Origin of the sequence: Erythrobacter sp. (genome assembly GCF_011765465.1) — a bacterium.
Lineage (GTDB): Bacteria > Pseudomonadota > Alphaproteobacteria > Sphingomonadales > Sphingomonadaceae > Erythrobacter.
In genome coordinates this window covers 885,683-910,427 of record NZ_CP050265.1, presented here as the reverse complement: position 1 = coordinate 910,427, position 24,745 = coordinate 885,683, and the positions used below count along the sequence as shown (strand labels likewise).

Annotated in this window: 25 protein-coding genes; 1 reads left to right on the top strand and 24 read right to left on the bottom strand. The window is 64.5% G+C overall.

All coding sequences use genetic code 11. The annotated features are described in order from the left end of the window. Positions 1 to 36: 36 nt before the first annotated feature. Together G9473_RS04405 and G9473_RS04400 are read right to left on the bottom strand one after the other, a co-directional pair. Entirely contained in the window at positions 37 to 1,245 is a 1,209-nt protein-coding gene (locus G9473_RS04405) for a hypothetical protein (protein WP_291136371.1), read from the bottom strand. 94 nt (positions 1,246 to 1,339) lie between these two features. Continuing rightward, complete coding sequence (locus G9473_RS04400; protein ID WP_291136369.1) at positions 1,340 to 1,651, bottom strand: Hpt domain-containing protein; 312 nt, start codon at positions 1,649 to 1,651, stop codon at positions 1,340 to 1,342. Between the two features lie 69 nt (positions 1,652 to 1,720). Between G9473_RS04400 and G9473_RS04395 the strand changes: the two genes are divergently transcribed. Further along, entirely contained in the window at positions 1,721 to 4,297 is a 2,577-nt protein-coding gene (locus tag G9473_RS04395) for an ATPase (RefSeq protein ID WP_291136367.1), read from the top strand. Here the strand turns inward: G9473_RS04395 and G9473_RS04390 are convergent. The 22 genes from G9473_RS04390 to G9473_RS04285 all read right to left on the bottom strand — a co-directional run bounded on the left by G9473_RS04390 (position 4,294) and on the right by G9473_RS04285 (position 24,565). Further along, a complete protein-coding gene (locus G9473_RS04390; RefSeq protein ID WP_291136365.1) occupies positions 4,294 to 4,578 on the bottom strand; it encodes a DUF1467 family protein in 285 nt (94 codons plus the stop codon). The genes G9473_RS04395 and G9473_RS04390 overlap by 4 nt on opposite strands. 4 nt (positions 4,579 to 4,582) lie before the next feature. After that, on the bottom strand, positions 4,583 to 6,232 hold the full coding sequence (locus tag G9473_RS04385; protein WP_291136363.1) for a ribonuclease J: 1,650 nt from the start codon (positions 6,230 to 6,232) through the stop codon (positions 4,583 to 4,585). Positions 6,233 to 6,248: 16 nt separating this feature from the next. Then, a complete protein-coding gene (locus G9473_RS04380) occupies positions 6,249 to 7,040 on the bottom strand; it encodes a type III pantothenate kinase (RefSeq protein ID WP_291136361.1) in 792 nt (263 codons plus the stop codon). 18 nt (positions 7,041 to 7,058) lie between these two features. Then, a complete protein-coding gene (locus G9473_RS04375; RefSeq protein ID WP_291136359.1) occupies positions 7,059 to 7,760 on the bottom strand; it encodes a biotin--[acetyl-CoA-carboxylase] ligase in 702 nt (233 codons plus the stop codon). A 20-nt stretch (positions 7,761 to 7,780) separates the two neighbouring features. Continuing rightward, the gene (gene nuoN / locus G9473_RS04370) at positions 7,781 to 9,259 is read right to left on the bottom strand and encodes an NADH-quinone oxidoreductase subunit NuoN (protein WP_291136357.1); all 1,479 of its coding nucleotides are present in this window, start codon (positions 9,257 to 9,259) and stop codon (positions 7,781 to 7,783) included. Further along, entirely contained in the window at positions 9,259 to 10,809 is a 1,551-nt protein-coding gene (locus G9473_RS04365; protein WP_291136355.1) for an NADH-quinone oxidoreductase subunit M, read from the bottom strand. The genes nuoN and G9473_RS04365 overlap by 1 nt, the downstream gene beginning before the upstream one ends. Positions 10,810 to 10,823: 14 nt before the next feature. Then, on the bottom strand, positions 10,824 to 12,899 hold the full coding sequence (gene nuoL, locus G9473_RS04360; RefSeq protein WP_291136353.1) for an NADH-quinone oxidoreductase subunit L: 2,076 nt from the start codon (positions 12,897 to 12,899) through the stop codon (positions 10,824 to 10,826). 88 nt (positions 12,900 to 12,987) lie between these two features. Beyond that, on the bottom strand, positions 12,988 to 14,142 hold the full coding sequence (locus G9473_RS04355) for a hypothetical protein (protein WP_291136351.1): 1,155 nt from the start codon (positions 14,140 to 14,142) through the stop codon (positions 12,988 to 12,990). 32 nt (positions 14,143 to 14,174) lie between these two features. Then, a complete protein-coding gene (gene nuoK, locus G9473_RS04350; RefSeq protein ID WP_034904657.1) occupies positions 14,175 to 14,480 on the bottom strand; it encodes an NADH-quinone oxidoreductase subunit NuoK in 306 nt (101 codons plus the stop codon). After that, positions 14,477 to 15,100, bottom strand: coding sequence for an NADH-quinone oxidoreductase subunit J (locus G9473_RS04345; RefSeq protein WP_291136345.1), 624 nt, complete (start codon positions 15,098 to 15,100; stop codon positions 14,477 to 14,479). Before G9473_RS04345 ends, nuoK begins: the two co-directional genes overlap by 4 nt. A 142-nt stretch (positions 15,101 to 15,242) precedes the next feature. After that, positions 15,243 to 15,731 carry an NADH-quinone oxidoreductase subunit NuoI gene (nuoI, locus tag G9473_RS04340; RefSeq protein ID WP_291136343.1) on the bottom strand — a complete coding sequence of 163 codons (489 nt, stop codon included), beginning with the start codon at positions 15,729 to 15,731 and terminating at the stop codon, positions 15,243 to 15,245. Further along, complete coding sequence (gene nuoH / locus G9473_RS04335; protein ID WP_291136341.1) at positions 15,728 to 16,870, bottom strand: NADH-quinone oxidoreductase subunit NuoH; 1,143 nt, start codon at positions 16,868 to 16,870, stop codon at positions 15,728 to 15,730. Before nuoH ends, nuoI begins: the two co-directional genes overlap by 4 nt. Next, positions 16,867 to 18,900, bottom strand: coding sequence for an NADH-quinone oxidoreductase subunit NuoG (gene nuoG / locus G9473_RS04330; RefSeq protein ID WP_291136339.1), 2,034 nt, complete (start codon positions 18,898 to 18,900; stop codon positions 16,867 to 16,869). Before nuoG ends, nuoH begins: the two co-directional genes overlap by 4 nt. Then, positions 18,900 to 20,192, bottom strand: a complete 1,293-nt coding sequence (gene nuoF, locus G9473_RS04325; RefSeq protein WP_291136337.1) for an NADH-quinone oxidoreductase subunit NuoF — start codon at positions 20,190 to 20,192, stop codon at positions 18,900 to 18,902. The genes nuoG and nuoF overlap by 1 nt, the downstream gene beginning before the upstream one ends. Beyond that, the gene (locus tag G9473_RS04320; RefSeq protein WP_291136335.1) at positions 20,179 to 20,391 is read right to left on the bottom strand and encodes a hypothetical protein; all 213 of its coding nucleotides are present in this window, start codon (positions 20,389 to 20,391) and stop codon (positions 20,179 to 20,181) included. Before G9473_RS04320 ends, nuoF begins: the two co-directional genes overlap by 14 nt. Further along, positions 20,388 to 20,561: a hypothetical protein gene (locus G9473_RS04315; protein WP_291136333.1), complete on the bottom strand. Its 174-nt coding sequence runs from the start codon at positions 20,559 to 20,561 to the stop codon at positions 20,388 to 20,390. The genes G9473_RS04320 and G9473_RS04315 overlap by 4 nt, the downstream gene beginning before the upstream one ends. Next, complete coding sequence (gene nuoE, locus G9473_RS04310) at positions 20,561 to 21,229, bottom strand: NADH-quinone oxidoreductase subunit NuoE (RefSeq protein WP_291136332.1); 669 nt, start codon at positions 21,227 to 21,229, stop codon at positions 20,561 to 20,563. Before nuoE ends, G9473_RS04315 begins: the two co-directional genes overlap by 1 nt. Continuing rightward, on the bottom strand, positions 21,222 to 21,524 hold the full coding sequence (locus tag G9473_RS04305) for a hypothetical protein (RefSeq protein WP_291136331.1): 303 nt from the start codon (positions 21,522 to 21,524) through the stop codon (positions 21,222 to 21,224). Before G9473_RS04305 ends, nuoE begins: the two co-directional genes overlap by 8 nt. Next, the gene (locus tag G9473_RS04300; RefSeq protein WP_291136330.1) at positions 21,521 to 22,732 is read right to left on the bottom strand and encodes an NADH-quinone oxidoreductase subunit D; all 1,212 of its coding nucleotides are present in this window, start codon (positions 22,730 to 22,732) and stop codon (positions 21,521 to 21,523) included. Before G9473_RS04300 ends, G9473_RS04305 begins: the two co-directional genes overlap by 4 nt. Beyond that, the gene (locus G9473_RS04295; RefSeq protein WP_291136329.1) at positions 22,729 to 23,601 is read right to left on the bottom strand and encodes an NADH-quinone oxidoreductase subunit C; all 873 of its coding nucleotides are present in this window, start codon (positions 23,599 to 23,601) and stop codon (positions 22,729 to 22,731) included. Before G9473_RS04295 ends, G9473_RS04300 begins: the two co-directional genes overlap by 4 nt. Further along, positions 23,601 to 24,194 carry an NADH-quinone oxidoreductase subunit B family protein gene (locus tag G9473_RS04290; protein ID WP_291136328.1) on the bottom strand — a complete coding sequence of 198 codons (594 nt, stop codon included), beginning with the start codon at positions 24,192 to 24,194 and terminating at the stop codon, positions 23,601 to 23,603. The genes G9473_RS04295 and G9473_RS04290 overlap by 1 nt, the downstream gene beginning before the upstream one ends. Continuing rightward, positions 24,191 to 24,565: an NADH-quinone oxidoreductase subunit A gene (locus G9473_RS04285; RefSeq protein ID WP_034905099.1), complete on the bottom strand. Its 375-nt coding sequence runs from the start codon at positions 24,563 to 24,565 to the stop codon at positions 24,191 to 24,193. The genes G9473_RS04290 and G9473_RS04285 overlap by 4 nt, the downstream gene beginning before the upstream one ends. Between the last annotated feature and the right edge of the window lie 180 nt (positions 24,566 to 24,745).

Here is a 24,745-nt window from a genome sequence, read left to right as displayed (position 1 = left end):
TGCCGGTTACAGGGTTATAGTTAAGTCTGCGTTAGCTCAAACGCGGCCCTGGCGCAGCAGCAATCGCACCAGCGCGACGAGCCCGAAAAGCGCCAGCACCGGGGCGAGCACGCCCAGCCCGGCCGCCGATGCGAAGACCGCAAGGTGCACCGTACGGTCCTCCCAGAAGGCGCGCTCTAGCGGGGGGCGCTCGCGGGCCGCCAGCCTTGCGAGGCCGATCGCGAAAGGTCCCAGGGCCGCCTCGGCAATATCGGGCTCGGTCACTTCGGAACCGAAAAGGAGCGCGCACACCAGCACTGCCGCTGCGAGCGCGTCGAGGGCGGCTCCCATCGCACGCAACGGGATCCGCCTGCGCGATCCGCCCAGGAGCCCGCGCGCAAGGCTGGCGGCGGCCTCCATCCAGGCTCCCGCAAAGGCTCCCAGCACCGCAAGAAGAAGACCGGTCGTGCCGAAACCGAAACCGGCAAGGACAGCGCCGAGCACGAGAAGCACGAGCGCCGCCCCCGACCCCAGCAAGGGCCCCGCTGAGAGCCCGCGTGGAGCAAGCCGGCGGGCGATCTCCTGCGCCAGTGCCCGCCCCGGGCCGGTCCACGGCGCTTCGACCAGCGCGCTGTCCACCATGGCCTGCTCGCGCGCAGCGAGCCCTGCGTGCGAGGTAGCGAACAGCCAGTCGCCTTCGCCCAGAGCCTGGGTATCAAGCGCGCGACACGGCGTCCCCGCCTGCAGGGCGAGCCGGAGAAGCAGCGGGATCGTCGCGGAGTCGCCGGGCAGGTCGGCAAGCTGCTGCACCGGCGCCGCGCGCATCACGAACACTCCGGCCCAGCTGCGATCGCGGTCGATCCGCTCGAATGCGTGCGGGTGGGCCTGCGCGAGCGGGTGGCTCGCAGGGAGAGTGACGATGCCCCGCACCAACTCCCCTTCCGCGCAGACCACCGCCTCAACGGCATCGCGCTGCGGCACGAGCCCGTCGAGCATCACCACCAGTTCGTCCTCGGCTCGCACTATGCCGGGCAATTGCAGGCCGGAGCGCAGCGCGTGGAATTCGCCGCCATCGGCCTCGACCATGCGCTGCAGGGCAAGGATTTCCTCCCCGAAACGCTCGGTCAGGCAGATCACCCGCTCGCAGCCGAGCGCGCGCACCACCTCCCCCTGCCGGGCCAGCACGCTGCGCCCGCCCAGCATCAGCGCGGCGCGCAAGGCTCCGTCGTCACCATGGTCGAGAGCCGCCAGAAGGGCTGTACGCAAAGTCCTGTCCCCAGGCCGTGGAGCCCGCTTGCTACGCCCCTGCCCTGCCCCCCTTCAACCGGCAGGCAGTCATTTCGTCGCGATTTTGCGCAGTTCAGGCTTGCGGTCGGCCGGAGAACCGGGCGAGCACGCGCTCGATCTCACGAATGGCCGCCGGTTCACCGGGAGCCGAGGCGAGCGCGTTTTCCGCGGCGAGCAGCAATTCCTCGGCATGGAAACTCGCCGCGAGTCCCTTCAGCCGCAGGGCGGCTACGTTCCAATTGCCATCGCAGCGCGAGCGCCGCAGGAGATCGAGCTGTCTCGCCGCGCTTTCGAGGAAGGCGTTGCGCAACTCGCCCATCAGCGCCGGGTCGTCTCCCGCAGCCGCCGCGATCGTTGCATCGAGGGCACCGCTTTCATGAGCCATGTCGGACACATATCCGGGATGGAGTTAAAGCGGGGTTTATCATGTCCCGGTGTGTGGTATTGATCGGCCATGTCGGGTGGACACCATATCAGGTCAATTGGCCGCGGCGATAAGCCTCGGGATACAGGGGACGAATCCGTCTCCGCCGAAACAGACGGCGAGGAGGGTGAGGCGATCCTGCTCGAGGACGAAGCTCCGGACGAGGATTGGAGCGAGGCAGAAGCGGCAAGCGATCCGGCCGACCCTGGGGTTTCGCGCTTCGGCTGGGTGGCGCCCGCGCTGGCGCTTCTGGCGATCGTGGGCTGGACGGGTTTCTATCTCTGGGCGCTGCGCGGCGAGCTTTCCGCGGGCCTTGCCCCAGCGCCTTCGCAATGGGCTGACTGGATCATCGACTGGTCAGCTCCCGTACTGCTGGTCGGCGTCGCCTATCTCGTCGCCGTGCGCAATTCGCGCGCCGAGGCAAAGCGTTTCGCCGCGTCCGCCGCCTTGCTCAGCCGCGAAAGCGCCGAGCTTGAAGGGAGGCTCGCTGTGGTCAACCGGGAACTCAGTCTCGCGCGCGAATTCCTTGCCTCCCAATCGCGCGAACTCGAATCGCTCGGCCGCATCGCGAGCGAGCGTATCTCGACCCATGCGGGCGAATTGCAGCGCCTGATCGTCGATAACGGCGCGCAGGTGGACGCGATCGGATCGGCCAGCGAAACCGCACTCGCCAACATGAACCGGCTGCGCGATGACCTGCCCGTGATCGCCAATTCGGCGCGCGACGTCACCAACCAGATCGGCAATGCCGGGCGCACGGCGCAGGGCCAGCTCGGTGAACTGATCGCAGGGTTCGAGCGGCTCAACGAGTTCGGCTCGGCGACCACGAACCAGGTTTCCGGGCTTGGCAGGAAAGTGGCCGAGACTCTGGCCGATTTCGAAAGCCAGCTTGCCGCGATCGAGCAGGTCGCCGCGGGCCGCTTCAAAGCGCTCGGCGAGGAAGCGGAGACCTATCGGGCGTCGCTCGATGAAGCCGAGCGGGAGGCGCTTTCCGCCCTGCGTGAGCGGGTGGCGGCCCTGCGCGAGGAGAGTATTGCGGCAGCGAAGGAGCTGCGAGAAGGCGAAGACGCGGCGCTCGCCCGGCTCCGGGAAGCGAAGGCACAGGTACACGATGAAATCGCCGAGACCATTGCAACGCTCGAGGGGCTCGATCGGCAGGCAATGGACGCCGCGCGCAAACGGCTCGCCGAACTGCACGAGGAAGCGAGACGTTTCGATGACCGGCTCGAGGCGCGCGACCGCCGTTTCATGGAGGAAATGCGCCGCCGCCAGGACGAATTCGAAACGCGCGAATCACAAGCGAGCGAAGTCCTCGCACAGCGGCTCGCCGACCTCGACGAAGCAATGGCGCAGCGGCGCGAAGCACAGGCCGAGGAAACCGAGAAACTCGTCGCGCACGGTCGCGATGTCGGCGAACAGGTCGAACGGCTCGGCGCCCTGATCGGCGAGATCGCGCAGGCATCGGATAGGACGCGCGAACAGCTCGGGAGCGGGCTTGACGAACTGGGACAGCAGTTGGCGGAGCGGCGACGCGAACTGGCCGAGACCGAAAGCCAGCTGGCAGAACTGACCGAGGCGGGGGTTCGGCTGCTCGAGATCATCCAGTCCGGCGCGCGCCACGCCCGCGAAGACCTGCCCCGCGCCATCGAAGGCGCAACCGGTGGCCTTTCGAGTGTCGAGCAGCGCACACAGGCAGTCAGTGCCCTGATGCTCGCAGCGAAGGAGAACGGCGGCGAGCTTTCGAACTATCTCATCAGGACCAAGGACGAGATCGAAGCGACCGACGCGTCGATCCGGCAGCTGGCCGAGCGGCTCGAGGAGCGTTCGCAGGAGACGCTTGCCCGGCTCGGGGGCCTGCGCGGCGGGTTCGAGCGACTGGTCGAGGAAAGCGAACGGCTCGGCGGGGAAACGCAGGACCGCGTGCGCGCGGGTCTAGAGGAATTGCGCGCTGCGACCGAGGCGGCTTTTCGCACTCTCGACGAAGGCGCGCGCGAACGGCTTGCCCGGCTCGGCGAAGGAATGGGCGCAGAGGCGGTCGAAGCGCTCGATCGCGCCTTGCGCAGCGAAAGTGCCGAGGCGATCGGCAGGATCGAACAGGCCGCGGCCCATGCCTCGGGCGTCGGACGTGAGGCGGCTGCGCAGCTGCGCGACCAGCTCGCCAAGGTCAACGAACTCGCCGGCAATCTCGAGCAACGCATCGCGCGCGCGCGCGAGTTGGCCGAGGAGAAAGTGAACAACGACTTCGCCCGGCGCATGGCGCTGATCACGGACAGCCTGAACTCGGCCTCGATCGACATTGCCTCCGCGCTCTCGAGCGAAGTGGCGGACACGGCGTGGGACGCCTACCTAAAAGGTGATCGCGGCATCTTCACCCGGCGTGCTGTCCGTCTGGTCGACAGCGGCGATGCGAAACGGATCGCTGAACTTTACCAGTCGGACGAGGATTTCAAGCAGGCGGTCGCTCGCTATATCCACGATTTCGAGGCGATGCTGCGCGCGATGCTCTCGACCCGCGACGGCAACGCGCTGGGCGTGACGGTGCTCGGGTCGGATGCCGGCAAGCTCTACGTCGTGCTCGCCCAAGCGATCGAACGCTTCCGCGACTAGCGCTGCAGATCGGCAGGCGGCTCGGGCATGAGGTCGATGTCCTTCGCCGTGATCCAGCCCTGTTCGTAATTGAGCACGTAGGCTCCCGTCAGCACCGCGGCTACAGCGGTCGCGCGCAGGGCGAGCCGGCCCGGCCTGAAATTGACCGGCGCGCTTTCGGCCTGGCCGGGGACGGTCTCGACCCCCTCCTCGTCCGCTGTGCGAACCCCGAAAGGCAGCATGACGAAAGCTGTAGCAATCCAGACGAGGAAGTAGATCGCAAGGATCGAGGTCCAGGCCATCACCCTAGGCTCCCGGCATGAGGACGCGGACCTGTGGACGCTTGCCCGACCAGCGCTGGGCCGCCCGGCGCGCCGCGAGACGCGCCGCCTCGTGAATCGCAGCCGCGTCGCGCGCGTCCTTGCCCTTGAGCTTGCCGACCGCGGCGAGGATGTCCTCCTGCGCCTCGGAGATGAAATCCGCCATGTCCTCGTCGAGCGGCAGGCCGATGGCCTCGATCAGCGGGCGCTCTCCGGGTATCAGCACGACGATCACGACGCCCTCGTGCGCGATCCGGCGGCGCATGACGACGGCCTCCCCATCGGACGGCGCGATGATGTCGCCGTCGAGTACGAGGCGACCATGACGCACCTGCGCGAGCCGCCCCGGCTCGCCCGGCGCAAGGCGCACGATGTCACCGTTCGATTGCACCACGGCGCGCGGGATCTGGCACTCCCGTCCGAGCCGCGCCTGTTCGGTCATGTGCTTCATCTCGCCGTGCACGGGCACGAGCACCTGCGGGCGCAGCCATGAATAGAGCGCTTCGAGTTCCGGGCGACCGGGGTGACCGGAGACGTGGATCAGGCTCTGGCGGTCCGTCACCATCGTGATGCCGCGCGCGGCGAGCTGGTTCTGGACCTTGCCGATGGCGATCTCGTTGCCGGGGATCTGACGCGAGGAGAACAGCACGACATCACCGCTCACCAGTTCGAGCGGGTGGTTCCCTTCCGCGATCCGGGCCAGCGCAGCGCGCGGTTCGCCTTGGCCCCCGGTGGCGAGGATCAGAACCTCGCCCCGCGGCAGGCCCATTGCGGTGTCGAAATCGACCGTCTCGGGGAAGTCCTCGAGATAGCCGTTGTCCTGCGCGACCTCGATGATCCGGTCGAGCGAGCGCCCCGCGACGCAGACGCGCCGCCCGGTCTCGCGCGCGACTTCGCCCAGCGTTTGGAGCCGCGCGACATTGCTGGCGAAGGTCGTGACGAGCACCCGCTTGCCCTTGTGCCGGGCGACCTCCTCCATCAGCGCCTTGTGCACTGCGCCTTCGGAGCCCGAGGGGTTCGGATTGAAAACATTGGTTGAATCGCACACGAGCGCCAACACGCCTTCGTCCCCGATCGCGCGCAGTTCCTCCTCGGTGGTCGGCTCTCCGATGATCGGGTCTTCGTCGAGCTTCCAGTCGCCGGTGTGAAAGACGCGGCCGTAAGGCGTATCGATCAGCAGAGCGTTGCCCTCCGCGATCGAATGCGCGAGCGGGACATAAGTCACGGCGAAGGGGCCCAATTCGATCCGCCCGTGATCCTCCTCGATGATGTTGAGTTCAACCTCACCGAGCAGCCCCGCCTCCTCCAGCTTTCGCGCCACGAGATCGGCGGTGAAGGGCGTCGCATAAAGCGGCACGCCCAGCTCCCCCGCGAAATAGGGGACCGCGCCGATGTGGTCTTCGTGCGCGTGGGTAAGAACGATGCCGAGCAGGTCGCGGCGGCGGTCCTCGATGAATTCGATATCGGCGAAGACGAGGTCCACCCCCGGATATTCTCCGCCCGAAAAGGTCATGCCGAGATCGACCATCAACCACTTGCCCTCGCAGCCGTAGAGGTTGACGTTCATCCCGATCTCGCCCGACCCGCCGAGCGCGAGGAAAAGCAGTTCGTTCTGGGGCTTGTAATTCTTGTCCACTGTATCTCTTTTTTCGTCAGTCGTGCGCCGCCTGCCCGGCAAGGATGCCGAGCCCCTCGATCGTAAGGTCGGCATCGACGTGGTCGAAGATTTCTGTCGCCTCGTCGAACAGGATGGCGAGGCCGCCGGTAGCGACGACCTTGGCCGGGCGGCCGATCTCCGAGCGCATCCGTTCGATGATGCCCTCCATCATCGCGACATAGCCCCAGAACACGCCGATCAGCATCTGATCCTCGGTGTTGCGACCGATGACGCTCTTCGATGAGGGCGCACGGATCGCGATGCGCGGCAGCTTTGCGGTCTTGCCGACCAAGGCATCGAGCGAGAGGTTGATCCCCGGCGCGATCGAGCCACCCTTGTACGTGCCGTTAAAATCGATCGCCTCGAATTTGGTCGCGGTGCCGAAATCGACCACGATGAGGTCGCCGCCGTATTTGTGATGCGCGGCGAGGATGTTCAAGGCCCGGTCGGCTCCGAGCGAAGACGGCTGGTCGACATCGATTTCGAACCGCCAGCGCGCTGAGCCGTGCCCTGCGAAAAGCGGCGTGATGCCGAAATATTTCTGCGACAGCACAGTGAGGTTGTGGTCGGCGCGCGGCACGACCGAGGCGAAGATGATCTGCGTGATGTCGGAGCGTTCGATCCCCTCGATCTTGAGCAGCTGGAGCAGCCAGACGGCGTACTCGTCGCCCGTCCGGCGCGGGTCGGTCGCAATGCGCCAGCGGGCGCGGACGGTGCGCGCCTCGCCCTCCCCCTCGAACAGGGCGAAGACGACATTGGTGTTCCCGACATCGGCGGCGAGCAGCATGATGTGCGTGACCTCTTCCTATTCCACGTCGCCGGCGCGAATGACACGTTCGGAGCCATCCGCCAAGCGCAGACGCAGCGCCCCGTCGCTCGTTTCCAGCCCGGCGAAGCGGCCCTCGATGGGCGCGCCCTCCCCGTCATGCACCCGAAGCGGCGCACCGGGGGCGTGGATCGATTGCGCGAGAAAACGCTGGAGCGTGATCGAAAGACCCTCCGCACGCCATTCGGCGAGACGAGCGCCGAAGGCATCGGCAAGGCTGCGCGCGAAGCTTTCCACATCCGGTGCAGCGCCGTGATCGGCCAGCGCGGCGGTTTTCCGGTCGGGCAGGTCGGGGGCGCGGGCGATATTCACTCCAATCCCGACGACAATGTGGTGCCCGACCATTTCGAGCAGGATGCCCGACAGCTTGCCGCCGCCGAGCAGGACGTCATTGGGCCATTTCAGGGCGAGGTTCGCTGTTTCGCCCAACGCCTGCATCGCCGCATCGTGAACAGCAAGCGCGGCGACGAAGCTGAGCGACGAAGGTGTCGGGTCGCCGTCGAGGCGCAGGACGAGGCTGGACCCCATGAAATTGCCCAAGCCGTCGAACCATTGCCGACCCTGCCTCCCGCGCCCGGCAGTCTGGCGGCGCGCGACGAGCCATTCGCCTTCGCCTGGCGCCCTTCCCTCGCGCACCAGCATGGCGAGATCGGCATTGGTCGATCCCGTCTCCTCGACCATCCGAAGGGAAGGCGCGTCGTTCAAACCGTCAGAAACAGCGAAGATGCGGCCTTGTCGGCAAGGTCGGTCAGCGACGGGGTGATCAGGTAGCCCAGCGGCGAAAGCAGCGCAGCGGTCAGGAACAGCAGCGCCCAGTGTCCGCCTCCGCTCTTGCCGGTGACAAGGCCGACCGGCTCGTCGAAGAACATCACCTTGACGAACTTGATGTAGTAGAACGCCCCGATTACGCTTGCCGCGATGGCGACCGCGCCGAAAGCGATGAGGCCCGCATCGACGGTCGCCTGGAACACGACGAACTTGCTGTAGAAGCCGAGCAGCGGCGGGATGCCGGCAAGGCTGAACATGAAGATAAGCAGGCACCAAGCGATCGCCGGCTGCGTCACCGAAAGCCCGCGAATGTCGCCGAAGGTTTCGTAGAGCCCGCCGTCCTCGCTCCTCAGCATCAGCAGCGCGACGAAGCTGCCGAGGCTCATCGCGACATAGATGAAGAGGTAGACCAGCATGGCGGACGCCCCTGCCTCGCTGGCGACCGCGAGACCGAGCAGGATGAATCCGACATTGTTGATCGAGGAATAGGCCAGCAGGCGTTTGAGGTTCTCCTGCCCGATCGCCCCCAGTGCGCCGAAAACGATCGACGCGAGCGCGGCGAACATGACGATCTGTTGCCAGGCGAGCACCTGCGCGCCGAACACCTCGTAGACGACGCGCGCGGTCAGCCCGATCGCGGCTACCTTGGGCGCAGTCGAGAAGAACGCGGTGACCGGTGTCGGCGCGCCCTCGTAGACATCGGGGGTCCACATATGGAACGGCACGGCGGAGATCTTGAAGGCCAGCCCCGCCAGCACGAAGGTCAGGCCGAACAGCGGGCCATAGGCGAGTTCTCCCGTCAGCCCCGCGCGCACCGTGTCGAAACTGGTCCCGCCGGTGAAGCCGTAGAGCAGGCTCATCCCATAGAGCAGGATGCCCGAAGCAAGCGCACCGAGCACGAAATACTTCAGTCCCGCCTCGCCCGAATGAGCATTGCGCTTGAGGATGGCGGCGAGGACGTAAGCGGACAGGCTGTTCAGCTCGAGCCCGAGATAGAGCGACATGAAATCATTGGCCGAGACCATGATGCTCATGCCGAGCACGGCGAAGACCACCAGCACCGGGTATTCGGCGCGCGTGCCGCGATCGAGCCCCGCCGCTTCGCTGTCGAAGAAGCGCGGCGCGACCATCAGGCAGGCGATCGCGGCAAGATAGATCAGCGCCTTGGCGAAAAGCGCGAAGCTGTCAATCTTGAGAAGCCCCCCGAAAGCGAGCGTGCCGGGGCCGTCCATGCCGGTATGGAGGCCGGGCACGAGCAGGAAGCCGGCGGCAAACAGGCCGGTCGCAGCGAGGATGGCGATGGGGCGCGCAGCCTTGTCGCCCGCCCATGCAGCGACCAGCAGCAGGACGAGGCCGGTGCCGGTCAGGACCAATTCGGGCGCGATCAGCGCGAAGCTTGCGGGAAAGTCCATCAGTGCTCTCCCCCTTCACCGTGCTCTTCATGCGGCAAGGCATTGGCCGCCTCCGCTCGCGGCGGGCCGGCGGCAAGCCGACTGTCGCTTTCCGGTGCGGCCGACGCGATGCGCGCGTCGAGCGCGGCGATGTCCGAACGCATCGGGGCGATGAAGCTTTCGGGATAGACACCCATCCACAGCACCACCGCGACGATCGGGACCATCATCGCCCATTCGCGCCCCGACAGGTCGCCCATGCGCGCGGCGTCCTCGTTTGCCTGAACGCCGAAAGCAACGCGACGATAGAGGTAGAGCATATAGGCAGCGCCGAGGATGATGCCGGTGGTGCAGATCAGCGCGGCCCAGGTCGAGACCTGGTAGATCCCCGCCAGCGAGAGGAATTCGCCGACGAAGCCGCTCGTCCCCGGCAGGCCGATCGAGGCCATGGTAAAGAACAGGAAGAACATCGCGTAATAGGGCATATTTATGGAAAGGCCGCCATAGCGGTCGATCTCGCGAGTGTGCAGGCGGTCGTAAATCACGCCGACGCACAAGAACAGCGCGCCCGAGACGAGGCCGTGCGACAGCATCAGCACCATCGCCCCTTCGAGCCCCTGCACATTGAAGGCAAAGAGGCCGACCATGACGATCGCCATGTGCGCCACGGACGAGTAGGCGATCAGCTTCTTCATGTCGTGCTGCACCAGCGCGACGAGCGAGGTGTAGACCACCGCCACCATGGCAAGCGCGAAGACGAACCAGGCAAGATCTGCCGAGGCTTCGGGGAACATCGGCAGGCTGAACCGGATGAAGCCGTATCCGCCCAGTTTCAGCAGCACGCCCGCGAGAATCACGGAACCCGCCGTCGGCGCCTGCACGTGCGCATCCGGCAGCCAGGTGTGGAACGGCCACATCGGCACCTTGACCGCAAAGCTCGCGAAGAAGGCAAGCCAGAGCCACGTCTGCGCCCCGACCGGGAAATCGTAAGCCATCAGCGTCGGAATGTCGGAGGTGCCCGCTTCGGCCACCATCCAGAACATCGCGATCAGCATCAGGACCGAGCCGAGCAGGGTGTAGAGGAAGAACTTGTAGCTCGCGTAGATGCGGTTGTCCCCGCCCCACACGCCGATGATGAGGTACATCGGAATAAGGCTCGCCTCGAAGAAGATGTAGAACAGGAACAGGTCCTGCGCGGCGAACACGCCGATCATCAGGACCTCCATCAGCAGGAAGGCGCTCATGTATTCGCCAACGCGCTTCTGGATCGAATCCCAGCTTGCAAGGATGCAGATCGGCATCAGGAAAACGCTCAGCATGATGAGCATCAGCGCGATGCCGTCGATGCCGAGCGCATAGCTGAAGCCCGCGAAAAGCTCGGCTTTTTCGACGAACTGCCACTGCGCGCCGCCGACTTCGAAATTCGCCCACAGCACCGCGCCCAGCGCCAGCGTCACGATCGTTACCGCGAGCGCGATGCCGCGCGCCGCGCCGGCGCTGGTGAACAGACAGAGGATCGCGCCCACGAGCGGCACGAGCATCATGGTCGTAAGAATGGGAAAGCCTTCCATTACAGTGTCGGCCCCTAGAGAAGAACGTAGGTCATGGCGGCGACAAGGCCCAGCAGCATGACGAGTGCGTAGGTGTAGAGATAGCCGGACTGGATCGACTTGGCCGCGACTGACCCGCGCTGCACCGCCCAGGCAATGCCGTTCGGGCCGAAGCGGTCGATCCCGCCTATGTCGCCGATCCTCCAGAACTGGCGGCCGAACCAGAAAGCCGGCTTCACGAAGATGCGGTCGTAGAGCTCGTCGAAATACCACTTGCGATAGACGAAGTTGTGGAGCGCCGAGAAGCGCGCGACGAAGGCTCCGGGGATGCCGGGCTTCAGGACATAGGCAAGGATCGCTCCGCCAAGCCCGACCAGCATCGCGGCGGTCGCCGTCAGCTTGACCCAAAGCGGCACGGCGTGGAGCGCGTGGATCAGGTTCTCGTTGAAATAGATCGAGCCGCCCCAAAAGCCATTGGGATCGACCATTTCGGAAGAGCCGTCGATGAAGGGATATTTGAACAGGTAGCCCGCGAATATCGCGCCCAGCGTCAGCACGCCGAGCGGGACCAGCATCGAAAGCGGGCTTTCGTGCGGGTGGTAACCGGCTGTGCCGTCATGCTCCTCGGTCGAGGGAACATCGTGCGGACCCTTCTGCGCGGCGTCTTCGTGCGGCGCGGGGTGGGCGTGGTCCGAGCTGTGCTCGCCGTGGTGGACGGCGTGCTGGATGTGCTCGCTTTCGGCCCAGCGCGGCTTGCCCCAGAAGGTGAGGAACATGAGGCGCCAGGAATAGAAGCTCGTCAGCAGCGCCGCGATCGCGCCAGCCCAGAAGGCGAAATGCGCGGTGCCGGTGCCGCGCGCCCAGGCCGCCTCGAGGATCGCGTCCTTCGAATAGAAGCCCGCGAAACCGAAGACATAGAGCACGCCGACTCCGGTGATCGCGAGCGTCCCCGCCATCATGGCCCAGAAGGTAACCGGGATCGCTTTGCGAAGACCGCCGTAATAGCGCATATCCTGTTCGTGATGCATGGCGTGGATGACGCTACCCGCGCCGAGGAACAGCAGCGCCTTGAAAAAGGCGTGGGTGAACAGGTGGAACATGGCAACGCCGTAAGCGCCGACACCGGCGGCGAAGAACATATAGCCCAGCTGTGAGCAGGTCGAATAGGCGATCACCCGCTTGATGTCCCACTGGGTTGTCCCGATGGTCGCGGCGAAGAAGCAGGTCGCAGCCCCGACCACCGTTACGATGGCAAGCGCGGTCGGCGCAGTCTCGAACATCGGCGAAAGGCGGCAAACCATGAACACGCCCGCCGTCACCATGGTCGCTGCGTGGATCAGCGCGGAGACCGGCGTCGGCCCTTCCATCGCGTCGGGCAGCCAGGTGTGCAGGCCCAGCTGCGCGGACTTCCCCATCGCCCCGATGAACAGCAGGACGCACAGGATATCCATCGTGTAGAAACGAAAGCCCAAGAAGCCGATGGTCGACCCGCTCATGGCAGGCGCCGCGGCGAGGATCTCGGGGATCGAGGTCGTACCAAACACGAGGAACGTCCCGAAGATGCCGAGCATGAAGCCGAGGTCACCGACGCGGTTGACCACGAAAGCCTTGATCGCCGCCGCACCCGCGCTCGGCTTCCTGAAATAGAACCCGATGAGGAGGTAGCTCGCAAGGCCCACCCCTTCCCATCCGAAGAACATCTGGACGAGGTTGTCGGCCGTCACCAGCATCAGCATCGCGAAGGTGAAGAGCGAGAGGTAGGCGAAGAAGCGCGGCTGGCTGTCGTCCTCCTCCATGTAGCCCCACGAATAGAGATGGACGAGAGCCGAAACCGAATTGATGACGACCAGCATAACTGCGGTCAGAGCATCGACGCGCAGCGCCCAGTCGAAGGTCATGTCCCCCGACTGCACCCACTTCAATACAGGGACGACGCGCTCGACTTCGGTCCCGCCCAGGAACCCGAGGAAGATCGGCCAGCTAAGTGCGGCCGAAACGAACAGCGCGCCAGTCGTCACGGTCTTCGCGGCGACATTGCCGATCATGCGATTGCCGAGCCCTGCGACGATCGCAGCAAGCAGCGGCAGGAAAACGATCAATAGGATATTCACAGGCGGCCACCTGTCGGGAGAGTGAAAAGATGGGAGTCGACACACATAGAAATGACCGGACTAGCGGGAGCAACGCTGATGGCTTGCATCAATCGCCCCTCCGAAAGCGGTAGATCCGTGGTTCGTAGGAGTCGAGCGTATCGGTGAAGCCCGACGCGGGGCGGGCGGGCGCCCCATTCTCGGGAAGCTGAACGACGTTACCGCTCTCATATCCCGGCAGGGCGATCGACACATCCGCCGGGTTCGAATTTTCGTTGACCAACACCAGATAAGCGTCGTCCTCGAAGCGCCGCGCCAGCGCAGAGACCGCATGCGTGCTGCTGACGGTGGGTTCGATTTCGTCGCCCGAGTTTAGGATCGGGGCGAATTGCGAGATTTCGGCAGTCAGGGCCTTGAGCCCCTCGACCACGGCCGGATCTGCAAGAGCCGCATCATCGCGGATCCGCTCGCCCTTCTCGCCGACGTGCCAGGGGAAGAAGATCAAACCTTTCGCTCCATTCGCGATGTGCATCCAGGCCATGCTGCGGATCTGAGCAGGCGTGGGTTTGGCCCCGCCCCTGATCGCAGAGATCTCGATGATACCCCACTGGACCTGTTTACCGCCGCCAAGTTCGATGTAGGAACGCAGTCGGCGCGCGCCTTGCGCTACGCCTTCAAGCGGTTCGCCGCGAAACACGGGATAATAATCGAAAGAAACGATATCGGCGGATGCGATTGCAGCCGGGTAATAACCGTCGGTCTCGCCTGCACACGAACCGCGTCCGATCCACTCGGGGTGAACCATGCCCATCCCGAAATTTCGAAGGACCGGACGCCCCCCTCCGATCCGACGCAATTCGGCACTCTCATCGGCCAGTTCGGCTGCAGTCAGGCAAGGCCCCCATGAACCGTCCTCGCGGGCCTGCGCATTGTCCGGCTCGTCCCTGGCCACGAAGAAGGCGAGCGTTTCGCCGCTTTCGGACAGCGGCAAGCGATCATTCGCCTTGCCGCCGACGACCATGCCCAGCGATCGGAGATGAGCGATGTCTTCCAGCGTCAGGTATCCATTGGCAGGCACGATCATGTTCATCCCGAGATCGGCCCATTGTCTGGCCTTGTGCGGCGACTGGAGAAATACGCCCAAAGGAAAGAACTCAGGACGGCCCGAAAACGGATCGACGGCATCCCGCTCCTGCGAAGCACCCGGAGCAGCAGCTTCATGACTGCAGGCTGTGAGCGACAGCGTCCCCACGGCAAATGCCACCAGGCAGAAAAAGGTCCGCGGAAAAGACACTATCAGCCCTTCATCCGGTTGACGTCGTCGACCGCGATCGTGCCGTGGCCGCGGAAGTAGATGAAAAGGATCGCGAGCCCGATCGCCGCTTCGGCCGCCGCGACGGTCAGCACCAGCATGGCGAAAACCTGCCCGACGAGATCGCCCATGAAGGCGCTGAAGGCGACGAGGTTGATGTTGACCGCAAGCAGGATCAGCTCGATCGCCATCAGGATCACGATCACGTTCTTGCGATTGAGGAAGATTCCCAGCACGCCGAGCACGAACAGGATCGCGCCCACCGTGAGATAATGTTCGATGCCGATCACAGCTCGACCCCTTTCCCATATTCCGGGTTCTTCATAACGGTTGCCTCTTCCGGCCGGCGCGCGATCTGCTTGCCAACGTTCTGGCGACCGCGCGCACCGGGCTTCGGCGGTTGGAAGGTGAGGACGATCGCCCCGATCATCGCGACGAGGAGGATGATCCCGGCGATCTCGAACAGCAGGATGTAGTCGCTGTAGAGAAGCGCGCCCAGGGCTTCGATATTGCTGAGGCCGAGCGGCGCCGCGCCGGCGCCGTCCGGCGTGCCGATGTCGATCCCGCCCGCGCCGTAGGCACCTACCACCAGCAGCAGTTCGGCGAGCAGGATCACCGCGACCGCGACGCCCAGCGGCAGGTTGCGGATGAACCCTGCGCGCATTTCCGCGAAATCGATGTCGAGCATCATCACGACGAACAGGAACAGGACCGCGACCGCGCCGACATAGACGATGACGAGCAGCATCGCGATGAACTCCGCGCCCACCAGCACCATCAGACCCGCCGCGTTGAAGAAGGCGAGGATCAGCCACAGCACGCTGTGAACCGGGTTGCGCGACAGGATCACGAACACCGCGCTCGCGATCACAACGGCAGCGAAGAGATAGAAGGCGAGGACCTGTATCATGATGCTTGTGGCCGGCCATGGCCCGCCGCTGGCGAGCCCGGATACCGGCGATCCGATCCCTTGTTAGTGGCCCAATCCCGAGGCGGGAAAAGGGCGGATGGAGACTCGCGAAAGCCCCCTTGTGGTGTCTTGCGGGAAGCCCCTAGCGATAGGGTGCGTCCGCTTCAAGATTGGCCGCGATGGCCCTCTCCCATTTGTCACCGTTCGCAAGCAGCTTGGCCTTGTCGTAGAGCAGCTCCTCGCGGGTTTCGGTCGAATATTCGAAGTTCGGACCCTCGACGATGGCATCGACCGGGCAGGCTTCCTGGCAGAAGCCGCAATAGATGCACTTGGTCATGTCGATGTCGTAGCGGGTGGTCCGCCTGCTGCCGTCCTCGCGCGGTTCGCTCTCGATCGTGATCGCCTGCGCGGGGCAGACCGCCTCGCACAGCTTGCACGCGATGCAGCGCTCCTCGCCATTGGGATAGCGCCTGAGCGCGTGTTCGCCGCGAAAACGCGGGGAGAGCGGCGACTTTTCAAAGGGGTAGTTGATCGTCACCTTGGGCTTGAAGAAATACTTCAAGGTCAGCGCGTGCGCCTTGAGGAATTCCCACAGGGTGAACGATTTGATGAACTGGGTTGCGGTGGTCATGACTGGCCTCTCACAGCGTCAGGCTGCGCGGGGGTGTTGTTGGCGATTTCGGTGGGCGCGACGGCGGGGGGTCCTTCGCTCAGGATCGAGTTCCGCTCGAAATGCCCCGTCGCCATCAGGTAGCCGCTGATCACCGCGACGAAGAGCAGGCTCATCGGCAGGAACACCTTCCACCCGAGCCGCATCAGCTGGTCGTAGCGGTAACGCGGCACGGTTCCCCAGATCCAGCTGAACAGGAAAAAGAAGAAGAAGGTCTTGAGCAAGAACCACACGATCCCCGGCACCCAGTAGAGCGGCGCCCAGTCGATCGGCGGCAGCCAACCGCCGAAGAACAGCAGGGTGTTGAGCGCGCACATGAGGAGGATGTTCGCATATTCGCCGAGCCAGAACAGCGCGAAGGCCATGCTCGAATATTCGGTCTGGTAGCCCGCGACGAGCTCGCTCTCCGCCTCGGTCAGGTCGAAGGGCGCGCGCGCCGTTTCCGCGAGCGAGGAGATGAAGAACACCACCCACATCGGAAACAGCAGCGGATGCACAACATAGCCGTTGATGATGCCCAGCCCGAAGCCCTTCTGCTCCATCACGATCGCGCTCATGTTGAACGTGCCCGCGAACAACACGACGCATACGAGGATGAAGCCGATCGAGACCTCGTAGGAGATCATCTGCGCCGCCGCGCGCATGGCGGAGAAGAACGGATACTTAGAGTTCGAGGCCCACCCGCTCATCACCACGCCGTAAACGCCGAGCGACGAGATCGCCAGGATGTAGAGCAGCCCGACATTGATGTCCGCGACCACGCCGCCTTCCCAGAAGGGAACGACCGCCCACGCCGCCAGCGCGACGGTGAAAGTGACGATAGGCGCGAGCAGGAAGATGCCCTTGTTCGCAGCGCTCGGAATGATGGTTTCCTGCAGGAACACCTTGAGCCCGTCGGCGAAAGTCTGGAGCAGGCCGAACGGACCCACAACGTTGGGTCCCCTGCGCATCATGATCGCACCCAGGACCTTGCGGTCGATCAGGATGACGATCGCAACCGACAGCATGATCGCAAGCGAGATGACCACGATCGCGGTCAGCGTGCCGATGGTCCAGGCCCATCCGTAAGGAAGGCCGAGCGATTGGAAGAAATCGGTCACTCCGCTGCCTCCTTCACTTCCTCGGCGTGCAGCAGTTCGGCCGAGCAGCGCTGCATCACCGCGCTTGCGCGGGCGATCGGGTTGGTGAGGTAGAAATCCTTGATCGGGTAGGCCTCGATCACGCCTTCGGCCTTGGCGCTGGCATCGGCCTTGGGAAGCTCGCCGTAATCCGCGAGCCCCTCTTCGCCCAGCGCAGGCACTTCGCGCATCATCGCCATTTGCAATTCGCCGAAGCTGTCGAAGCTAACCGAAACGCCCAGAGCATCGGCGAGCGCGCGCAGGATCGTCCAGTCCTCGCGCGCGTCACCCGGCGCGAAGACGGCCTTTTCGGCGAACTGCACGCGGCCTTCCGTGTTGACGTAGGTCCCGTCCTTCTCGGCATAGCTCGCCGCAGGCAGGATAATGTCCGCCGCGTGCGCGCCGCGGTCGCCGTGATGGCCGATATAGACCTTCAGGCTGTCGGCGAAGGGTTCGTAATCCATCTCGTCAGCGCCAAGGCTGAGCAGCACTTTCGGCTTGGCCGCAGCGAGGTCAGCCATGCCGCCCTCCTGCGCAAAGCCGAGCATCAGCGAGCCCATCCGCGCCGCCGCCATGTGCAGCACGTTGAAGCCGTTCCAGGCGGACCCGTCCTCGAGCACGCGCACCAGCTTGAACTTGTCGACCAGCTTGAGCGCCGCGCCGAGCGCACCCTTGGCCAGAGCCGCGCCGCCGAGGATGACCGCCGGGCGCTTCGCCGCCTTCATGGCGTCACCCAGAGCCTTGGGCACGCGGTTCAGCACCTTGAGGTCGCTGCCGAGCCATTCGGCTTCGAAGGTCGTGTCCCATTCCGGCCCGACGAGGAACACCTTCGCCCCCGCCTTCACCGCCTTGCGCAGGCGCGGGTGGACCAGCGCCGCTTCCCAGCGGATGTGGCTGCCGACGATCAGGATGCAGTCGGCGCTCTCGATGCCGGAAAAGCCGGTGTTGAAATTGACCGCAGCGAGGTTCGAGACGTCATAGGTCATGCCGGTCTGCCGCGCCTCGACGAGGGTGGAGCCGCACGCCTTGAGCAGCGCCTTGGCCGCGAACATCGTCTCGCAATCAACCATGTCGCCCGCGACCGCAGCAATGCTCGCCTTGTCGCTGCCGAGATGGCCCACGATCGCCTCGAACGCCTCGGCCCAGCCCGCCGGCTGAAGCTTACCGCCCTTCCGCATCCACACCCGGTCGAGCCGGCGCTTCACGAGGCCGTCGACCATGTAGCGGCCCTTGTCCGACAGCCATTCCTCGTTGACGTCGTCGTTGATCCGGGGAAGCGCGCGCATCACTTCGCGGCCCTTGGAGTGCAGCGAGATGTTCGCACCGACCGCGTCCGACACGTCGATGGAGAGCGTGCGCTTCAGCTCCCACGGCCGCGCCTCGAAGGCGTAGGGCCGCGAGGTCAGCGCGCCGACCGGGCAAAGGTCGATCACGTTCGCCGACAATTCGTGCGCCGCGGCTTTCTCGAGATAGGTCGTGATCTGCATGTCCTCGCCGCGATAGAGCGCGCCGATCTCGTCGACGCCCGCGATCTCCTCGGAGAAGCGCACGCAGCGGGTGCAGTGGATGCAGCGGGTCATGATCGTCTTGATCAGCGGCCCCATGTATTTCTCGGTCACGGCACGCTTGTTCTCGCGCGTGTAGCGCGAGCCGCCGCGGCCATAGGCCATCGCCTGGTCCTGCAGGTCGCACTCGCCGCCCTGGTCGCAGATCGGGCAGTCGAGCGGATGGTTGATGAGCAGGAACTCCATCACCCCCTCGCGCGCCTTCTTGACCATCGGCGTGTCGGTGCGGATTTCCTGGTTCTCGGCAGCCGGCAGCGCGCAGGATGCCTGCGGCTTGGGCGGACCGGGCTTCACCTCGACGAGGCACATACGGCAATTGCCGGCGATGCTCAGGCGCTCGTGGTAGCAGAAGCGCGGGATTTCCTTGCCCGCAAGCTCGCAGGCCTGGAGGACCGTCGCGCCCGCCGGGACTTCGATTTCCTGACCGTCTACGGTAACCTTGGGCATTACTCGGCTGCCTCTTGGAATTGTGCGTTGTGCTCTTCGATCCGCCGCTCGAGCTCGGGGCGGAAATGGCGGATGAGGCCCTGGATCGGCCACGCCGCCGCGTCGCCCAGCGCGCAGATCGTGTGGCCTTCGACCTGCTTGGTGACGTCGTGCAGCATATCGATTTCCTCGATTGCCGCATCGCCCGTGCGCAGGCGCTCCATCACGCGCCACATCCAGCCCGTGCCTTCGCGACAGGGGGTGCACTGGCCGCAGCTCTCGTGCTTGTAGAAATAGCTGATCCGGCTGATCGCGCGCACGATGTCGGTAGACTTGTCCATGACGATAACCGCCGCGGTGCCGAGGCCCGAACCGAGCTCCTTGAGCCCGTCGAAATCCATCGGCGCGTCCATGATCTGCTCGGCAGGAACCAGCGGAACCGAAGAACCACCCGGAATCACAGCGAGAAGGTTGTCCCACCCGCCTCTGATGCCGCCGCAATGCTTTTCGATCAGCTCGCGGAAGGGGATGCTCATCGCCTCCTCGACCACGCAGGGCTTTTCGACATGGCCGGAGATCTGGAAGAGCTTGGTCCCGGCGTTGTTCTCGCGCCCGAAGGAGCTGAACCAGGAGGCCCCGCGCCGCAGGATCGTCGGGACGACCGCGATGCTCTCGACATTGTTCACCGTCGTCGGGCAGCCATAAAGGCCCGCGCCCGCCGGGAACGGGGGCTTGAGCCGCGGCTGGCCCTTCTTGCCTTCGAGGCTCTCGATCATCGCGGTTTCTTCGCCGCAGATGTAGGCGCCTGCGCCGCGGTGCATGAAGACGTCGAAATCGTAGCCCGATCCGGACGCGTTCTTGCCGATAAGCCCCGCGTCATAGGCCTCGTCGATCGCGGCCTGCAGCACCTCGGCTTCGCGGATGTATTCGCCGCGGATGTAGATGTACGCCGCCCGCGCCCGCATGGCGAAACCGGCGACGAGCGCGCCTTCAACCAGCTTGTGCGGGTCGTGGCGGATGATCTCGCGGTCCTTGCAACTGCCGGGCTCGGATTCGTCGGCATTGATGACGAGGAAGCTCGGCCGGCCGTCCTTCGATTCCTTCGGCATGAACGACCACTTGAGCCCGGTCGGGAACCCCGCCCCGCCCCGGCCTCGCAGGCCCGATGCCTTGATCTCCTCGATGATCGAATCCTGCCCGCGCGCGAGCAGCGACTTGGTGTCGTCCCAGTCGCCGCGCGCCTGCGCCGCCTTCAGCCCCCAGTCCTGGAAGCCGTAGACATTGGTGAAGATGCGATCCTTATCGGCCAGCATTGCCGCCATCCCTTTCACTGGCCGCGCTTGCAGCCCGTTTCTTCTCGGCCTTGATCCGCGCGAGCGAGGTCACCTGGAAGAATAGCCCTACGCCCATGAAGACAATGCCGAGGTTTAATTGGTCGGTCGCCGACAGGTAGGCGCCGATGAAAAAGCAGATGATCCCGCCCAGCGCGAATGCCAGAGTGCCGCCGTTCATTCCTCGCCCTCCCCTTTCTTGCCCATGAAGACGAACCCGAGCACCATGAAAGGCAGCCCGATGCCGATGAAGGCCGGACCGAACAGCAGGCCAAACGTGATTGTCATCCCCGCACCAATGGTGAAGAACGCGATCCCCATGCCGCTGTTGGTGTCAGCCTTCTCGCCCATCACCATTCGCCCCGATAATCGTGGTTTTCGCTGACCATCTCCTTGAGCGTCGTCGGCCCGCCAGCGGGTTCGGAGGTATGGCGGCCCGGCTCCTGCGTGCCGGTCTTCGGCTGCTCGCCCGCCGCGAGCGCATCGAGCACGGCGTCGAGGCGTTCGGGGGTCAGATCCTCATAATTGTCGTCGTTGATCTGGACCATCGGCGCAGTCGCGCAATTGCCCATGCATTCGACTTCTGTGAGGGTCCACAGGCCATCCTCGGACACTCCGCCCTTCACCATCCCGCGTTTCTTGCAGGCGGCGATGATGTCGTCGCTCCCGCGTAGCATACAGGGCGTCGTGCCGCAGACCTGTACATGGAATTTGCCGACGGGTTTGAGGTTGTACATGAAATAGAAGGTCGCGACCTCGAGCACGCGGATCACCGGCATGTCGAGATACTTCGCGACATATTCGATTACAGGCAGCGGGAGCCAGCCCTGCGTATCGGTCTCCTCGCCGACCTGCCGCTGGGCGAGATCAAGCAGCGGCATGACCGCCGATTTCTGACGGCCTTCGGGATACTTGGCGATGTGCCAGTCGGCCTTCTTGCGGTTCGCGGGCGTCCATTCGAACGAGCCCCAGCGCGCGCGCAGTTCGGGAGTGTCGGGTGCGGGGGTGCGGTCAGCCATTCGCTTGACCTTTCAATCCAAGATAGCCTTGCCAAGCGGCAAAAACTGCGGCCGCAGCAACTGCGCCAACAAGCAAACCTTGTCCGACGATCATTGGCGTCACAGGTATAACGATTGCCGCGCCGAATACATACCAAGCCGCCAACGCAATGGCCTCGGCCACTCCGAGTTTCGCTGCAAACGCGCGATGGGTGTGTGCGCGACGCGACATTGCATACGGCATGACCATCAAGCCGAAGACCATTGCTACCGTCCCAGCTTGAATGACAATGATGCCTAAGTTGTCATCCATCACCGGTCGCACTCCCCAAACACCACGTCGATCGCGCCGAGGATCGCGGTCGCGTCGGGCAGCATGTGGCCCTTGCTCATCATGTCCATCGCCTGGAGGTGGCTGAACGCGGTCGGACGGATCTTGCAGCGGTACGGCTTGTTGGTGCCGTCGCTGACGAGATAGACGCCGAATTCGCCCTTGGGGCTTTCGGTCGCGACATAGACCTCGCCCGCGGGCACGTGGAAGCCTTCGGTGTAGAGCTTGAAGTGGTGGATGAGGCTTTCCATCGACTGCTTCATCTCGCCGCGCTTGGGCGGGACCACCTTGCTGTTTTCCGCCGCGATCGGCCCGCCGGGCATCTGCGCGAGGCACTGCCTGATGATCCTGGCGCTCTCGCGCACTTCCTTCACCCGAACCATGAAGCGATCGTAGCAGTCCGAGTTCGTGCCGACCGGGATTTCAAAATCCATGCGGTCATAGACGTCGTAGGGCTGGCTCTTGCGCAAGTCCCACGGAATGCCCGCCGCTCGGATCATGGGCCCGCTAAAGCCCCACGCCACCGCGTCCTCGCGGCTGACCACGGCGATGTCGACATTGCGCTGCTTGAAGATGCGGTTGTCGAGCACGAGGCTCATCGCGTCGTCGAACAGCTGGAAGAAGCGGTTGTCGAGCCAGTCGCCGATATCGACCAGCAGCTTCTCCGGAACGTCCTGATGAACACCGCCGGGGCGGAAGTATGCGCTGTGCATCCGCGCGCCCGACGCCCGCTCGAAGAAGTTCATGCAGTCTTCGCGCAAGTCCATGATCCACAGGTTCGGCGTGAACGCGCCCACGTCGAGCACGTGCGCGCCCATGTTGAGCATATGGTTGGAAATGCGCGTCAGTTCCGCGAAGAGGACGCGAAGATATTGCGCGCGCTCGGGCACTTCGAGATTGAGCAGCTTCTCGATCGCTAGGACGTAGGAGTGCTCCATGCACAGCGGCGAGCAGTAGTCGAGCCGGTCGAAATAGGGCAGCGCCTGGAGATAGGTCTTGTGCTCGATCAGCTTTTCGGTGCCGCGGTGGAGCAGGCCCACGTGCGGATCGATCCGTTCGATCACCTCGCCGTCCAGCTCCATGACCATGCGCAAGACGCCGTGCGCGGCCGGGTGCTGGGGGCCGAAATTGATCGTGTAATTGGTGATGACGTCGCCTTCGGTGGTCGGCGACTTTTCGATCTCGATGCTCATTCGTCACCGCCTTCAGGCTTGGTCGCACCCTTGGTGTCTCGCACGTTGCTCTTGGCCGGGGCGCGGTCGGGGCTGTCCTCGGTCGCATCCGGAGCTCCGGGCGCGCCGTTGCCGTCTTTGAGCTTGGGCGGATTCGCCGCCGTGCCTTCGGCGGCTTTCTTTTCCGCCTTCGGTCCCGCACCGGTATCGGCGGGCTTTTCCGTGACCTTGGGATCCTTCACCGGCGGCTTCTTCTCGTCGGCAAGCGGTGGCTGCTGGGCCTTCTCGTCGCCCGGAAGCTGGTATTCCGCGCCCTCCCACGGGGAAAGGAAGTCGAAGGTCCGCATATCCTGTGCAAGATCGACCGGCTCATACACCACCCGCTTCTCGTCTTCCGAATACCGCAGCTCGGTATAGCCGGTCATCGGGAAGTCCTTGCGGAAGGGATGCCCTTCGAAACCGTAGTCGGTGAGGATGCGGCGCAGGTCCGGGTTGCCCGCGAAGGTCACGCCGAACATATCGAACACCTCGCGCTCGAGCCAGCCCGCGTTCGGCCACAGCGTCGTGACGGTCGGAACGGGCGTATCCTCGTCGGTCGAGCACTTGACGATGATGCGGTGGTTCTTCGTCAGCGAAAGCAGCATATAGACGACTTCGAACCGCTCGGGCCGCTGCGGATAGTCCGCGCCCGCGATCTCCATCAGCTGCTGGTAGGCATGGTCGTCGCGCAGCACGCGCAGGACGCGCTCGATATCCTCGCGGCGAACCCTGAAGATGAGCTCGCCATGCGCCTCGCGCGCGTCAAGCAGCCAGACGCTGATCGTCTCGGAGATCGCGTCGATCACGCCTTCATGCGAGGCAATCTTCGGGGCGGAATGAAGCACGGCCATCAGCGTTCAATCGTCCCTGAGCGGCGGATCTTGCGCTGCAATTGCATCACGCCATAGAGCAGCGCCTCGGCGGTCGGCGGACAGCCCGGGACGTAGATGTCGACCGGCACGATGCGGTCGCAGCCGCGCACCACCGAATAGCTGTAATGGTAATAGCCGCCACCATTGGCGCACGACCCCATGCTGATGACATACTTGGGGTCCGACATCTGGTCGTAGACCTTGCGCAGCGCCGGGGCCATCTTGTTGCACAGCGTGCCGGCGACGATCATCAGGTCGGACTGGCGCGGCGAGGCGCGCGGTGCGGCGCCGAAACGCTCCATGTCATAACGCGGCATATTGACGTGGATCATCTCGACCGCGCAGCAGGCGAGGCCGAAAGTCATCCACCACAGCGAGCCGGTGCGGGCCCACTGGAACACGTCCTCGGTCGAGGTGACGAGGAAGCCCTTGTCGTTGACCTCGGTCTGGAGCGCGTTGAAATAATCCTGGTCGGGCTGGCGCACCTCACCGCCCTTCGCGGTCGCCAGGCCGGAGGTGTCCGGAAGGCTGCGCGGCGGGGTGACGACAGTGCTCTCGGAAGGCTTGCTCATTCCCAGTCCAGAGCTCCTTTCTTCCATTCGTATGCGAGGCCGACGGCGAGGATGAAGAGGAAGGTCATCATGCCGATCCAGCCCACCCAGCCCGTCTCGCCAAGGCTGACGGCCCACGGGAACAGGAAAGCGGCTTCGAGGTCGAAGATGATGAAGCTGATTGCGACGAGGTAGAAGCGCACGTCGAACTGGCTGCGCGCGTCCTCGAACGCCGGAAAGCCGCATTCGTATTCCGAAAGCTTCTCCGCATCCGGGTTGTGTGCGCCGGTCAGGCGCGACACGCCCATCGGCAGGAACACGAAAAGCACCGAAAGCCCGAGGGCCACGAAGATGAATAACAGTATCGGCAGATACTGGCTGAGGTCGATCACGGCGATGTCCAAGCTTGTGTTATCCCGCGTGCCACCTAGGCCCGTCGCACCCGCCGCGCAAGGGCGCGACTCGGGCAAAACGACGCATCCCGGTTGCAGGAAATCGAACACTTGATGCGATGCGCGCCTCGCACGCACCATTGCGTCGCGCGCGTGTTATTTCATCCCCGTCTTACTTCA